Source organism: Streptomyces sp. Y2F8-2 (assembly GCF_014905555.1).
Classification (GTDB): Bacteria; Actinomycetota; Actinomycetes; order Streptomycetales; family Streptomycetaceae; genus Streptomyces; species Streptomyces cynarae.
This window is the reverse complement of the sequence record NZ_BNGS01000005.1, coordinates 321587-335292: the sequence shown is the minus strand read 5'-3', so window position 1 is coordinate 335292 and position 13706 is coordinate 321587. Positions and strand designations below refer to the sequence as shown.

At 69.4% G+C, this 13706-nt stretch carries 7 protein-coding genes and 1 pseudogene; 7 read left to right on the top strand and 1 reads right to left on the bottom strand.

Annotated features, from left to right (window positions below; translation table 11 throughout):
* The first annotated feature begins 46 nt into the window (after positions 1-46).
* The gene (locus SY2F82_RS19180; protein WP_200420317.1) at positions 47-1060 is read left to right on the top strand and encodes a LacI family DNA-binding transcriptional regulator; all 1014 of its coding nucleotides are present in this window, start codon (positions 47-49) and stop codon (positions 1058-1060) included.
* A gap of 107 nt (positions 1061-1167) precedes the next feature.
* Here SY2F82_RS19180 and SY2F82_RS19175 read toward each other — a convergent pair whose 3' ends face one another.
* Positions 1168-2211 (bottom strand): LacI family DNA-binding transcriptional regulator, encoded by a 1044-nt coding sequence (locus tag SY2F82_RS19175; RefSeq protein ID WP_200420316.1) that lies wholly within the window; start codon positions 2209-2211, stop codon positions 1168-1170.
* Between the two features lie 771 nt (positions 2212-2982).
* Here SY2F82_RS19175 and SY2F82_RS19170 point away from each other — a divergent pair.
* From SY2F82_RS19170 to SY2F82_RS19145, 6 genes and pseudogenes are all read left to right on the top strand, one after another.
* Positions 2983-4581 carry an arabinofuranosidase catalytic domain-containing protein gene (locus SY2F82_RS19170; RefSeq protein ID WP_200420315.1) on the top strand — a complete coding sequence of 533 codons (1599 nt, stop codon included), beginning with the start codon at positions 2983-2985 and terminating at the stop codon, positions 4579-4581.
* 168 nt (positions 4582-4749) lie between these two features.
* On the top strand, positions 4750-7203 hold the full coding sequence (locus tag SY2F82_RS19165; RefSeq protein WP_236041626.1) for an RICIN domain-containing protein: 2454 nt from the start codon (positions 4750-4752) through the stop codon (positions 7201-7203).
* Positions 7204-7257: 54 nt separating this feature from the next.
* Positions 7258-8403: an SGNH/GDSL hydrolase family protein gene (locus tag SY2F82_RS19160; protein WP_200420314.1), complete on the top strand. Its 1146-nt coding sequence runs from the start codon at positions 7258-7260 to the stop codon at positions 8401-8403.
* A 111-nt stretch (positions 8404-8514) separates the two neighbouring features.
* Positions 8515-9954 (top strand): annotated as a pseudogene (locus SY2F82_RS19155) (endo-1,4-beta-xylanase); the annotation flags it as partial.
* 430 nt (positions 9955-10384) lie between these two features.
* On the top strand, positions 10385-11818 hold the full coding sequence (locus SY2F82_RS19150; protein ID WP_200420312.1) for an arabinofuranosidase catalytic domain-containing protein: 1434 nt from the start codon (positions 10385-10387) through the stop codon (positions 11816-11818).
* Between the two features lie 125 nt (positions 11819-11943).
* Positions 11944-13590, top strand: coding sequence for a ricin-type beta-trefoil lectin domain protein (locus SY2F82_RS19145; RefSeq protein WP_374707181.1), 1647 nt, complete (start codon positions 11944-11946; stop codon positions 13588-13590).
* Positions 13591-13706 lie beyond the last annotated feature (116 nt).

Below are 13706 nucleotides of genomic sequence, written 5' to 3'. Positions count from 1 at the left end.
GGGCGAGACGCTTTCGGCGAGGCCGAGTGGGAAAGGCTCATGGTCCATGAGAGAGAATGCGCCGCGCCGGCAGTCGACGCTCGACGAGGTGGCCGAACGCGCCGGCGTCTCCCGCTCGGTGGCCTCCCGCGTCCTCAACAACGCCCCGCACGTCAGCCGCGCCAAGCGCGAGGCGGTCGAGCGGGCCGTCCAACAGCTGGGTTACGTCCCCAACCCGACTGCACGCGCTCTGGCCACCCGCCAGACGGGAGCGGCGGCACTGGTCGTCGCGGGAGAGGATCCGTCCATCTTCGCGGACCCGTTCTTCGCCCAGGTGATCGTGGGAGCCTCGGCCGCCCTGGAGGAGGCCGACCTGCATCTGATGCTGTGTCTGGCCGCCTCCGACCGGGGCCGCAAGCGGGTGGAGGAGCTCCTTCGGTCCAGGGGCGCCGACGGCGTCATGCTGATGGCGCTGCGCGAGGGCGATCCGCTGGCCCGTGTGGCTCAGGACGCGGAGATGCCCGTCGTGTTCGGCGGCCGCCCGGTCGGTTCGGCTCCCCGGTGGTATGTGGACGTCGACAACGCCGGCGGAGCGCGCGAGGCCACCGAGTACCTGCTCTCCCGTGGCCGGACCCGTGTGGCCACGATCTGCGGGCGTCTGGACACCGAGGTCGGGCTCGCCCGGTACCGCGGCTACCGGGACGCCATGCTGGCAGCCGGCCTTGACCCGTACCCGCCGCAGGAGGGGGACTTCACCGAGCCCGGTGGAGCCGCCGCCATGGCCGCCCTGCTGGCGAACCACCCCGAGGTGAACGGGGTGTTCGCCGCCAACGACAACATGGGGGCGGGAGCGCTGCGCACTTTGCGCGAGGCCGGCCGATCGGTCCCCGCCGATGTCGCCGTGGTCGGCTTCGACGACCTGACCGTCGCCCAGATCGCCGATCCGCCGCTCACCACCGTCCATCAGCCCATAAAGGCTTTCGGACGGGAGATGGCGCGCATGCTCGTGGCGCTCATCAATGGACAGGACCCCACCCCGCTGATCCTGCCCACCCGCCTGGTCACCCGCTCCAGCGCCTGACGGCCGTGCCCCGTACCGCCGCCGCACATCGACACGCCGCCAGAGGGACGCCCGGGTCGCGCTGCTGCGTCGGGGTGTCGTGCGGACGTGATTGCCGTACGCGCGGCTCAGCGCGCCGCGCCGTTGGCCCCTGCCGGCCCGCCGGTGGGTACGGGGGCTGTGCTGGAACGCAACGAGATCGGGGGAGTCAACAGGATGTGCCGAGGCGGTGTGTCCGGCGCGGCGATGCGTTCCACGAGCAGGGAAACGGCCTTCTCGCCCATTTCCAGAGCGGGTACGTCCGCTGCCGTGAGCGGCGGACGGAAGTCCTCGGCCCACGTCCTGGCCGCCACACCGGTGATGGAGAAGTCGTACGGCACTTCGAGACCGGCGTCCGCCAGCGCGCGCTGGACGCCGGGCAGGGCGGCCTCGTTGATGGTGGTGACAGCGGTGACGTCCGGATGGCTGCGCAGGAGCGCCTCGACGCATTCCTGACCGGAGCGGGCATCGTCCCCGCACGGCACTTCGACGCCGTCGAGGCCGCGTTCCGCCAGGGCCGCCTCGAAACCCTCTCTGGCCCTGTGCGCGGGGCCGTAGCCGGCCGAGATGAGCTCCCGGGACCGAGTGACCAGGGCCACCCGGCGGTGCCCGAGATCGGCCAGGTGCCGCACGCAGTGCTGGACCAGGCCGGCGTAATCGACGTCGATCCAGGACATCTGGTGGTCGCCGGCCGTGCGCCCGATCCCGACGAAGGGCAGCCCGGCTTCCTGCAGGCGCCCCACACGAGGGTCCACCAGGCGGATCTCCATCAGAATGACGCCGTCCACGCGACTCTCCGAGACCAACCGCTCGAAGGAACGCTCGTGATCCCCGCCGGAAGGGGACAGCAGCACATCGAGGTCGACCCGGGCGGCGGCGTCGACCACGCTGGCGACGAAGTCCAGTTGCATGTGTGTGAGCCTGTTGCCGGCCGGCGGGACGACGAGACCGATGGTCCGGGTCCGGCCCTCCTTGAGGGCCCTCGCGGTCGCATTGGGGCGGTATCCCAATTCGTTGATCACGTCTTCGATACGTCTGCGAGTGCCGGCGGCGACGGGTCGTTTGCCGCTGAGCGCGTACGACACCGTGCTCCGTGACACCCCCGCGCGTCGAGCTATCTCCCCGATGTTCATGCAGCTCCTCAAGACCGCACCCAGGCCGCAAGGATACTGACGGGTGACGCCCCGAGGGACTCGTCGTGGACGGTGCTGGACGAGCGCCAGGTGCCCGGCGGCGCCACGCAGACGGCTGCGCCGTGGCGGGCCCGGGCGGACGAAGGACGCAGGGTGCCCGAGGGCCGTGAGTCCGCGAGGAACGGCGCGGGGCTGCCGGAACCGTCATACGTTCCGCGTCTCACGCATTCCCGGAAGGCGCGGAGCGAATCGATTCCACGCAAGCGCTTCGACGGGATGGTACGACCGGCGGTGTGAGGGGTCAATGGCGTGCCGCGAGGGGAATGCGGAGCCGGCGCGCGAGCCGAGGCTCCGCCGCTTGGGCCCCTGCCCTGCGAACCGGTCCCCGTCGCCCGGGTCGGCGGCTGCGTCCCTGCTCACCGACATGGCGGGCGATCAGCCCAATGCTCCTGACCTGGTCGCCGCACACCTGTGCGGCCCTCCATGCCGGCGCAACGGACGGTCACGCCGGCGTCCGCCTGCCGCCGCGCCGCGACTCTTCGACCGCGCCGAGAGCTTCGGAACCGCAGAAATCAGCCTTCGAATCGATTCCGCGACGACCTTTGCAACAGTGGGCTCCACACCCTTGACAGCCCAGGGAAAGCGGGAGCACCGTCTCCCCCCGAAACCTCTCTGTAATCTCGCTGCGAAACGGCACCTCGAAGCGCTTCCGGATTGTCAGCGCCACCAACGCGGCCCGGCCGGGTTGCGTCGGCACGGTAGGGAGATCGGATGAGAACCATACGTACAGGACGCCACCTGCCGTCCGGGCGCGGTGGCCTCCGGCGATTATTCGCGGCGGTACGGCACCGTGGCGGGCCGCGGAGCGTACCGGACCAGGCGCACGTTCCGCCGCCGGCGCGCTCGCCCCGCTCTCGGTCGAAAACGTTCGCCCGGGCGGGGGTCGCAGCCGCACTCGTCGCCGGGGCACTGGCCGGCGCCACGGCCACGGCGGGCACGGCCCGGGCGGCCGCGTCCGGGCCGTGCGACATCTATGCGGCAGGCGGCACGCCCTGTGTGGCGGCGCACAGCACGACCCGAGCGCTGTACGCCTCGTACAACGGGCCGCTCTACCAGGTCCGGCGCGCCTCGGACAACACCACCCGGAACATCGGCGTCCTGAGCGCGGGCGGGTACGCCGACGCCGCCGCCCAGGACTCGTTCTGCTCGGGAACGACCTGCCTGATCACGACCATCTACGACCAGTCGGGCCGCGGCAACAACCTCACCCAGGCGCCCGGGGGCGGTGCCGCGGGCGGCCCCGACAACCTCGCGAACGCGACCGCCGCGCCCACCATGGTGGGCGGTCACAAGGCCTACGGTGTGTTCGTGGCGCCCGGCACGGGCTACCGCAACAACCACACCAACGGCATCGCGACCGGGGACAACCCCGAGGGCATGTACGCGATCTTCGACGGCACGCACTACAACGGTGGCTGCTGCTTCGACTACGGCAACGCCGAGACGGACAGCAACGACGACGGCAACGGCACCATGGAGGCCATCTACTTCGGCAACATCAAGGTCTGGGGCTACGGTGCGGGCAACGGCCCCTGGATCATGGCCGATCTGGAGAACGGCCTGTTCTCCGGGGTGAACCAGCACTACAACGCGAACGACCCCACCATCAACTACCGGTACACGACCGCCATCATCAAGGGCGGACCGAACCACTGGGCGATCCGTGGCGGCAACGCGCAGTCCGGCGGCCTGTCCACCTTCTACGACGGACCGCGTCCAGGCGTCCCGGGTTACAACCCGATGCGGAAGCAGGGCGCCATCATCCTGGGCATCGGCGGCGACAACAGCAAGGGCGCCCAAGGCACCTTCTACGAGGGTGTGATGACCTCCGGCTACCCGTCGGACGCCACCGAGAACGCCGTCCAGGCCAACATCACCGCGGCCGGATACAGCAATTCCTCCGGCGGCGGGACGAGCACCGGTGCGTTGCACGCGGTGGGCGCGGGCAAGTGCCTGGACGTGCCGAACTCGTCCACCACGGCCGGCACACAGCTGCAGATCTGGGACTGCAGCGGCGGGGCCAACCAGACCTGGACCCGTACGGCCTCGGGCCAGCTGACCGTCTACAGCGGCAGCAGCCAGATGTGCCTCGACGCGTACAACAACCAGACCTCCGCCGGCACCAAGGTGGAGACCTGGCCGTGCAACGGCGGCGCCAACCAGCAGTGGCAGCTGAACTCGGACGGCACCGTCACCGGCACCCAGTCCGGGCTCTGCCTCGACGTCACCGGCGCCTCCACGGCCAACGGCGCCCTGGCCGAACTCTGGCCGTGCAACGGTGGATCGAACCAGCGGTGGAGCCTCAACTGACCTGAACGGCTCCGGCCCCTGACCGGATCAGCGTCGGCCAGGGGCCAGTCACCACCCCATGCAGGCATCGCCGCACCGGGCGGACGGGGCAGGCAGGCGACAGTCGACAACAAACGCCGCACGGCCCCGACACCACCGGCTCACACGTGCCACCACCGGAGGATGACCATGTCCAGAGCCAGAACGCTCCGCGGTCTGTGGGCCGCCCCCGTGGCTCTGCTCGCCCTGCTGGCGGGCAGCCCGGCCACGACGGGGGCCGCCTACGCGATACCGGCCGAGCACCAAACGGCGGCCGCCGTCCTGTACGTGGCGCCGGATGCGGCTCCCGGCGGGAACGGCACCGCCGGGGAGCCGTTCGCCACCATCGACCAGGCGCAGCAGCCCGCGCACCGGCTCTCGGCCGATTCTGACGTCGTGGTCAACCTGGCCGGTGGCACCTACCGGCTGTCCAAGCCGCTGGCATTCGGTTCCGGCGACGGCGGCCAGAACGGCCACACCATCACCTACCAGGCCATGCCGGGGCAGCAGCCGGTCGTGACCGGCGCCCAGCGGATCAATGGTTGGCAGGTGCATGATCAGTCGAACGACATCTGGTCGGTCCACGTCGGCCCGGGCGTGAACACGCGCCAGTTGTACGTGAACGGCAAGGAGGCACCGCGGGCGGCGATCCAGGTGCCCCGTTCCGGATTCGTCTTCACCGAGACCGGCCTGACCATCACCGACTCATCCCTCGACTACCTGGCCGGCCTCTCGGACCAGAACCACATGGAAGTCGAGAGCGTCAACTCCTTCACCGACCGCTACGCGCCGATCCAGTCGATCAGCGGCAGAACCATCACCATGCAGCAGCCCGCGTGGAACAACAACTCCTGGGGATACGACACCATCAACGCGCCGTTCGCCGGCGGGACGATGTACCTCGAGAACAACTACGCGTTCCTCAAGCAGGCCGGACAGTGGTACCTCGACTCGTCCACCGGCGACCTCTACTACCGGGCCCAGCCCGGGCAGAACCCCAACAGCCTCGACATCGAACTGCCCCGGCTGCAGAGCCTGCTCGACATCAGCGGCAGCTACGGCTCACCGGCGACCGGCCTCGCGTTCACCGGCATCCGGTTCACGGGAACCTCCTGGCTCGGCCCGAGCGGACCCGACGGCTACGCGGACCAGCAGAGCGGCGCCCACATCACCGGAGCCTACGCGATGCCCGCCAACTGGCTGAGCACCTGCAAGTCGGGGTGCACGCAGTTCGAGGCCACCCGTAACCACTGGGCGCAGATGCCCGCGGCCGTGCAGGTCTCCGCCGCCGTCGGCATCACGTTCTCCGGCGACACGTTCTCCGAACTCGGGCAGGCCGGACTGGGCTTGGGGAACGACGGTGTCGCCACGGCCTCCGGCACCGGACTCGGGGCGGGCGGCGTCACCGTCACCGGCAACACGTTCACCGACATCGCCGGCAGCGGCATTCAGGTCGGCGGCATCCAGCCGGACGCGCACCACCCGAGCAACCCGCAGATGACCAACCAGAACATCGTCATCAGCAACAACCGGGTCAGCGGCGTGGGCACCGACTACAAAGAGACCGCCGCCATCCTGTCCACCTACGTCACGAACGCGACGATCACCCACAACCAGTGCGACCACCTGCCCTACGACGGGATCGACATCGGGTGGGGGTGGGGCATCAACGACCCGGGCGGCAGCCAGGACTACGTCAACCGGGGCACGTACACCTACCAGCCCGTCTACAGCACCCCCACGACGCTGAAGAACAACACCGTCTCCCACAACCTGGTCTTCGACACCAAGAACGCGATGTTCGACGGCGGCAGCATCTACAGCCTGTCCGCGAACCCCGGCTCGGTGATCTCCGACAACTACATGTACGACAACAGGCACACCACCGCGCTGTACCTCGACGAGGGTTCCCGGTACCTGACGGTGTCCCACAACGTGGTGCAGGACGCCGGTAACTGGGCGCTGACCAATGCCAACGGGAACAACCACACCGACGACAGCACCTTCTCCGGCAACTGGTACAACGGCGGCAACACGTACGTGGCCACCGGCCCTCCGCACAACAACGTCCTCACCGGCAACGTCCAGGTCAGCGGCACCAACTGGCCGCAGGGCGCCAGGCAGGTCATCCAGCAGGCAGGCATCCAGCCGTCGGGCGGCGGTGGCGACGGCTTCCCCAGCGGCTACCACCAGATGGTGATCGGCAGCGACAGTCTGTGCTTGGACGTGTACGGCAACTCCGCCGCCGCGGGCGCCGCGATCGACCAGTGGACCTGCAACGGGCAAAGCAACCAACAGTTCGAGTTCGTGCCGGTCTCCAGCGGCTACGGGCAGCTACGGGCGCAGAACTCCGGGCAGGTCGTGGCGGTGGCGGGCGGTTCCACGGCCGCCGGCACTCCCGACATCGTGCAGCAGGCCCCGGACGGAGCTGCCGGCACTCTGTGGCTGCCGGTGCGGCAGTCCGACGGCTCCTACTCCTTCCAGAACAAGAACAGCGGCCTGTGCCTGGACGTCTTCGGCGGCGGCAGCAACCTCGGCCAGCAGCTCGACCAGTGGCCCTGCAAGAACACGCAAGGCAGCAACCAGGACTTCACCCCGCGCTGACCGCTCGCGGGCCCGTTCACCCCACCCACTGTCCCGCACCAGTGAGGAACGCTGATGAAGAAGTACCGCGCACCCTTGGCCGCCGCGCTGACGGCCGCGCTCGGTGTGGGCGCCGCATTGCCCGCGGCGGCCGCCACCGGCACCGAGGCGCCGCCCTCCGCCGTGCGGGCCGCCGCGCCCGCCCCCCTGCGGCTGATGCCGTTGGGCGACTCGATCACCTGGGGCGTCGGCAGTCCGTCCGGGAACGGCTACCGGAGCTTTCTGTGGAACCAGCTGTCGGCCGAGGGGCACGCCCTGGACTTCGTCGGCTCGGGCCGGGGCGGCACCATGTCAGACCCGGACAACGAAGGCCACTCCGGCTGGCGGATCGACCAGATAGCCGGCATCGCGGACAACGTGCTGGCCCGGTACCGGCCGAACGTGGTCACCCTGGAGATCGGTACCAACGACCTGAACGGCAACTACCAGGTTCCGACGGCCACCGACCGGCTGCGTGCGCTCATCGACCAGATCACGCGAGACGCCCCCGACGCGACCGTCCTCGTCGGCACCCTGATCGTCTCCACCAGCGGCACCGAGGAGGCCAGCCGGCCCGCGTTCAACGCCAAGCTCCCAGGAATCGTGCAGGCCGAACAAGCTGTGGGCAAGCATGTGCGCCTGGTGGACATGAGCGCTCTGACCACCGCGGATCTGGCCGACTCCCTGCACCCCAACGACAACGGCTACCGCAAGATGGCGGACGCCTTCAACGCCGGGGTCCAGGCCGCGGACGCGGCAGGCTGGATCAAGTCGCCGGTTTCCGTGGGCGGTCAGGTGCGCTCCGGAATCGCGGGGAAGTGCCTCGACGTGGGAGGCGGCAGCAGCGCCAACGGTACCGCCGCGGACATCCGGGCCTGCAACGGCTCCGACGCACAGCAGTGGTCCGCGCGTTCCGACGGCACCCTGCGGGCGCTCGGCAAGTGCCTCGACGCCACCGGCCGCGGTACCGCCAACGGCACCAAGATCGAGATCTGGGACTGCAACGGCGGCGCCAACCAGCAGTGGCAGCCGTACAACGGCGGTTACCGCAACCCGGTCTCGGGCCGCTGCCTCGACGACCCCAACGCGTCCACCACCGACGGTACCCAACTGGTCCTGTGGGACTGCAACGGCGGCGCCAACCAGCAGTGGACCGCTCTGCCGGTCACCTCGGCCCCTTGACCCGACCCCACCGCAGCACCGACTCGTGATCGGTGCCCCACCCCCCCACACACACAAGGAGACTGATCCTTCATGTTCTGGATCAACGAGGAGCCCCGCCTCCGCAAAGCCATGGCCTTGGCCACCGGACTGACAGCCGGCACGGTACTGGCCCTGGCCGGGACAGCGTCCCCAGCCGCCCACGCGGCTTCCGGCACGCTGGGCGCGGCCGCGGCCGGCAGCGGCCGCTATTTCGGCACGGCCGTGGCTGCCGGAAGGCTCGGCGACTCGACGTACTCCACGATTCTCGACCGGGAGTTCAACATGATCACCCCGGAGAACGAGATGAAGTGGGACACCACCGAACCGTCCCGCGGCAACTTCAACTTCGGCCCGGCCGACCAGATCGTCGGCCACGCCACCGCGCACGGGCAGCGGATGCGCGGCCACACCCTGGTGTGGCACTCGCAGTTGCCCGGCTGGGTCAGCTCCATCACCGACCCGAACACGCTGCGCAGCGTGATGAACAACCACATCACCACCGAGATGACCCACTACAAGGGCAAGATCTACGCCTGGGACGTGGTCAACGAAGCCTTCGCCGACGGTGGCAGCGGCCAGCACCGCAGCTCGGTCTTCCAGAACGTGCTCGGCAACGGCTTCATCGAGGAGGCCTTCCGCACCGCCAGGTCCGTCGACCCCTCGGCCAAGCTCTGCTACAACGACTACAACATCGAGAACTGGTCCGACGCCAAGACGCAGGGCGTCTACAACATGGTGCGCGACTTCAAGTCGCGCGGAGTGCCCATCGACTGCGTCGGCTTCCAGAGCCACTTCGGCGCCGGCGGCCCGCCGTCGAGCTTCCGGACCACCCTGGCCAACTTCGCCGCCCTCGGCGTGGACGTCCAGATCACCGAACTCGACATCGCCCAGGCGCCGCCGACGGGATACGCCGCCACAGTCCAGGCGTGCATGAACGTCGCCCGCTGCACCGGCATCACCGTGTGGGGCATCCGCGACAGCGACTCCTGGCGCAGCGGGGACAATCCGCTGCTGTTCGACCGCAACGGCAACAAGAAGCCGGCCTACGACGCGGTCCTGACCGCGCTGGGCGGCAGTGCGGGGAACCCGGGGGACCCAGGAGGCATCGTCTCGGGCACGGTGTATTCGCTGAGTGATGTCGCTGCGGGCCGGGTGTTGGACGTTCCGGCCGGCCAGACGGGGAACGGCACGCCTTTGCAGGTCTGGGACGCCAACGGTGGTGCTGCGAACCAGCAGTGGCGGGCGAGTCAGAACAGTGATGGTTCGTACACGCTGACCAATGTCGGCAGTGGCCGGGTTCTGGACGAGCCGGGCGGTCAGACGGGCAACGGCACGCGGATGGAGATCTGGGATGCCAACGGTGGCGCGAACCAGCACTGGCGGGCGAGTCGGAACGGCGACGGTTCGTACACCTTGACCAACGTCGCTTCCGGCCGGGCGCTGGAGATTCCCGCCGGGCAGACCGGCAACGGGGCCCCGGTCCAGGTCTGGGACTCGGGCGGCGGCGCCAACCAGCACTGGAACCTCAGGTGAGGTGATCGACGCCCAGCGCGCGCTCCCGCCCCGGATCTCGCCCAAGTAGCCGCACAACACCCGCGCCCGGCACGGCGGCCGTCGCCGGACGCGGGTTTCGGCATGCCGTCATGGCGGGCTGACCTGCGCAAGACATGGGATGGATCGGGGAGCCGATTCGGCCTGACAGCTCTATTGACAGGGTGTCAGGCGTATGGGATCACTATGCGACATGGGATGTCTGAGTGTTCTCTGTGGGTGCTCTCGGGCACTCTGACGGGAGCGGTCGACGCACCTTGTAAGTCCTTGTGATCGCGTTTGGACAGGCACGGCAATCTCTGTCCCCTTCCCCCACACATCAAGGACCAGCATGCAGCCTTCATCTGTTTCGCCCCGGACCCCTGCGGCCCGGAGACCCCGCTTATCGGCGGCCGCCGCCGCATGCGTGATGGCGCTGCTGACCGTGATGCTGGCGACCGCGCCGACATGGTCGGCACCGGCGCCGGCGGCACCCCTGGTGAGCTCCGCGTCGGGGCGGTGCCTGGACGTCAAGGGCAACGTCGACACGCCGGGCACGGCGCTGCAGATCTGGGACTGCAACGACCAGCCCAATCAGGCGTTCGAGTTCACGTCGGCGGGCGAGCTGAGGACGATGAACGGCACCCGGTGCGTGGACGCCTACGACAACCGGACGGCTCCCGGGGCCTCGGTGGTCATCCGACCGTGCGACGGGCAGCCGACCCAGGTGTGGCGACAGAACTCCGACGGGTCCGTCACCGGTGTCGCGTCCGGATTCTGCCTGGACGTCAACGGGGCGGCCACGGCCAACGGCACTGCGGTCATCCTGTGGACCTGCAACGGCCAGAGCAACCAGAAGTGGAGCACGCCGGCACCTCCGCCGCCGCCTCCGCCCAGCGGATCGGGGCCGTGCGACATCTACGCCGCCGGCGGTACGCCGTGCGTGGCCGCGCACAGCACGGTGCGGGCACTCTACGGTTCGTACAACGGCTCCCTGTACCAGGTCAGGCGCGCCTCGGACAACACGACCAGGGACATCGGCGTGCTGGCCCGCGGCGGCTTCGCCGACGCGGCGGCCCAGGACTCGTTCTGCGCGGGTACCTCGTGCGTGATCACGGTCGTCCGCGACCAGTCCGGGCACGGCAACGACCTGTGGTACCAGGGATCGGCCCAGGTCCCGGGGTCGAGTCAGAGCAGCCCCGCGAAGGCGACCTCGGAGTCGCTGACCATCGGGGGCACCAGGGCGTACTCGCTGTACATCAACCCCGGGAACAGTTACTGGCGGGACGGTCACCTGACGGGCGTGCCGACCGGTGCCGCACCCGAAGGGGCGTACATGGTGACCAGCGGCACCCACGTCAACAGCGGCTGCTGCTTCGACTACGGCAACAGCGAGACGACCCGGAAGGCCGACGCGGCCGGGGCGATGGACGCGATCAACTTCGGGACCCAGTGCTGGTTCGGCGGCTGCGCCGGCAGCGGTCCCTGGGTGCAGGCCGATCTCGAATGGGGCCTCTACTCCGGCGGCAGCCAGTCCTGGAACACCAACCAGCGGGCGTTCCCCAGCAAGTTCGTCACCGCGATGCTGAAGAACAACGGCACGTCGAGGTTCGCCCTCAAGGGCGGCAACGCGCAGTCCGGCGGCCTGACCACCCTCTGGGACGGCGGGCTTCCCGGCGGATACAGCCCCATGAAGAAGCAGGGAGCCATCGTCCTGGGGAGCGGCGGCGACTGCTGCAAGCCCGGCGGCGGTGCCAATCTGAGCGCCGGCACCTTCTACGAAGGGGCCATCGTCGCCGGCTATCCCTCCGACGCGACCGACAACGCGGTGCAGGCCAACGTCACCGCGGCCGGCTACCGCTGAGCCCCCTCCAGCACCGCGGGAGGCGGTGGTCCTCCCGTAGGTGCCGAAGGACCGCAACCCGACCCGTCCCCCCGTCCTGCACCTGCTCTTCCGCACCTCCAACCAGGAGTCGATGACCCATGCCCATGACCACTGCGAGAGCCAGGGGCCTTCGGCCGCTGCCCCCGCTGCCGTCCCTGCGCCGGACCTTGGCGCTCGTGTTCTCGGCCGTGTTGCTCGCCGTGACCGCCCCCCTCATCTCCCTCGGCACGGCGCAGCCCGCCGCCGCACTGGACAACAGGCTCGCGCTGACCCCGCAGATGGGCTTCAACGACTGGAACGCGTACGGCTGCAACGTCTCCGAGTCGTTGATCAAGTCCACCGCGCAGGCGATGCACACCAACGGCATGCAGGCGGCGGGCTACTCGTACGTCAACATCGACGACTGCTGGATGACCCACAGCCGCGATTCCGGCGGCCACCTGGTGCCGGACCCGGCCAAGTTCCCCGACGGCATCAAGGGCACCGCGGACTACGTGCACTCGCTGGGGCTGAAGCTGGGGATCTACGAGGACGCGGGCACCGCGACCTGTGCGGGATATCCGGGCAGCCTCGGGCACGAGACCACGGACGCGCAGTCGTTCGCGTCGTGGGGCGTGGACTACCTGAAGTACGACAACTGCAACAACACCGGGGTACCGGCGCGGACCCGGTACACCGCGATGCGGGACGCCCTGGCGGCCACCGGCCGGCCGATCCTGTTCAGCCTGTGCAACTGGGGCCAGGAGAACGTGTGGACCTGGGGCGCGGACGTGGGCAACAGCTGGCGCACCACCGGGGACATCACCGCCGACTACTCCAGCATGCTGTCGATCTTCCACAGCAACGTCGGACTGGCCTCGTACGCCGGCCCCGGCCACTGGAACGACCCGGACATGCTGGAGATCGGCAACGGCTCGCTGACGGCCACCGAGAGCCGCAGCGAGTTCAGTCTGTGGGCGGAGATGGCCGCGCCGCTGATCGCGGGCACCAACATACCCTCGGCCAGTGCGAGCACCTTGTCCGTCCTGACCAACTCCCGGGTGATCGCGGTCGACCAGGACCCCCTGGGCAAACAGGGCACCATGGTGTCGTCCTCGGGCGGCCTGGACGTGCTCGCCAAGCCGCTGGCCAACGGAGACGTGTCGGTGGCGCTGTTCAACGAGACGGGTTCGACGGCGACCATCACCACCACCGCGGCCGCGATCGGAAAGACCGGGGCGTCCACGTATACCCTGACCGACCTGTGGTCGGGGGCGTCCTCGACCACCTCGGGCACCATCAGCGCCTCGGTTCCGGCGCACGGCACGGTGATGTACCGGGTCGCGGGCGGCACCAGCAGCGGCGGCGGCACCAGCGTGACCGGTGAGCTGCACGCGGTGGGCGCGGGCAAGTGCCTGGACGTGCCGAACTCGACCACGACCGCCGGCACCCAGGTGGAGATCTGGAGCTGCAACGGCGGGGCCAACCAGACATGGACGCATTCCGCCTCCAACCAGCTCACCGTCTACGCCGGCAGCGCCCAGATGTGTCTGGACGCCTACAACAACCAGACCACCCCGGGGACGAAGGTGGAGATCTGGCCGTGCAACGGCCAGACCAACCAGCAGTGGACGCTGAACGCCAACGGAACGATCACCGGCGTCCAGTCCGGCCTGTGCCTGGACGTCACCGGAGGGGCCACGACCGACGGAGCCCTCGCGGAGCTGTGGACCTGCAACGGCGGCAGCGGCCAGCAGTGGACGCTGGGATGAGCCTCCGCTCCCCTCGGCCACCGGCAGCTTCGGTGCCGCCGTGCGGCGGCAACGCCACTCAGGAGGTCTCCTTGCTCGGATCAGCAACCGATCACCGGCTAAGGCGATTCCCGGCC

What these genes read in the sequence shown, in the direction of transcription:
- SY2F82_RS19165 (WP_236041626.1), top strand. Translation starts at nt 4,750, where the DNA reads ATGTCCAGAGCCAGAACGCTCCGCGGTCTGTGGGCCGCCCCCGTGGCT.
- SY2F82_RS19170 (WP_200420315.1), top strand. Translation starts at nt 2,983, where the DNA reads ATGAGAACCATACGTACAGGACGCCACCTGCCGTCCGGGCGCGGTGGC.
- SY2F82_RS19160 (WP_200420314.1), top strand. Translation starts at nt 7,258, where the DNA reads ATGAAGAAGTACCGCGCACCCTTGGCCGCCGCGCTGACGGCCGCGCTC.
- SY2F82_RS19150 (WP_200420312.1), top strand. Translation starts at nt 10,385, where the DNA reads ATGGCGCTGCTGACCGTGATGCTGGCGACCGCGCCGACATGGTCGGCA.
- SY2F82_RS19145 (WP_374707181.1), top strand. Translation starts at nt 11,944, where the DNA reads ATGACCACTGCGAGAGCCAGGGGCCTTCGGCCGCTGCCCCCGCTGCCG.
- SY2F82_RS19180 (WP_200420317.1), top strand. Translation starts at nt 47, where the DNA reads ATGAGAGAGAATGCGCCGCGCCGGCAGTCGACGCTCGACGAGGTGGCC.
- SY2F82_RS19175 (WP_200420316.1), bottom strand. Translation starts at nt 2,211, where the DNA reads ATGAACATCGGGGAGATAGCTCGACGCGCGGGGGTGTCACGGAGCACG.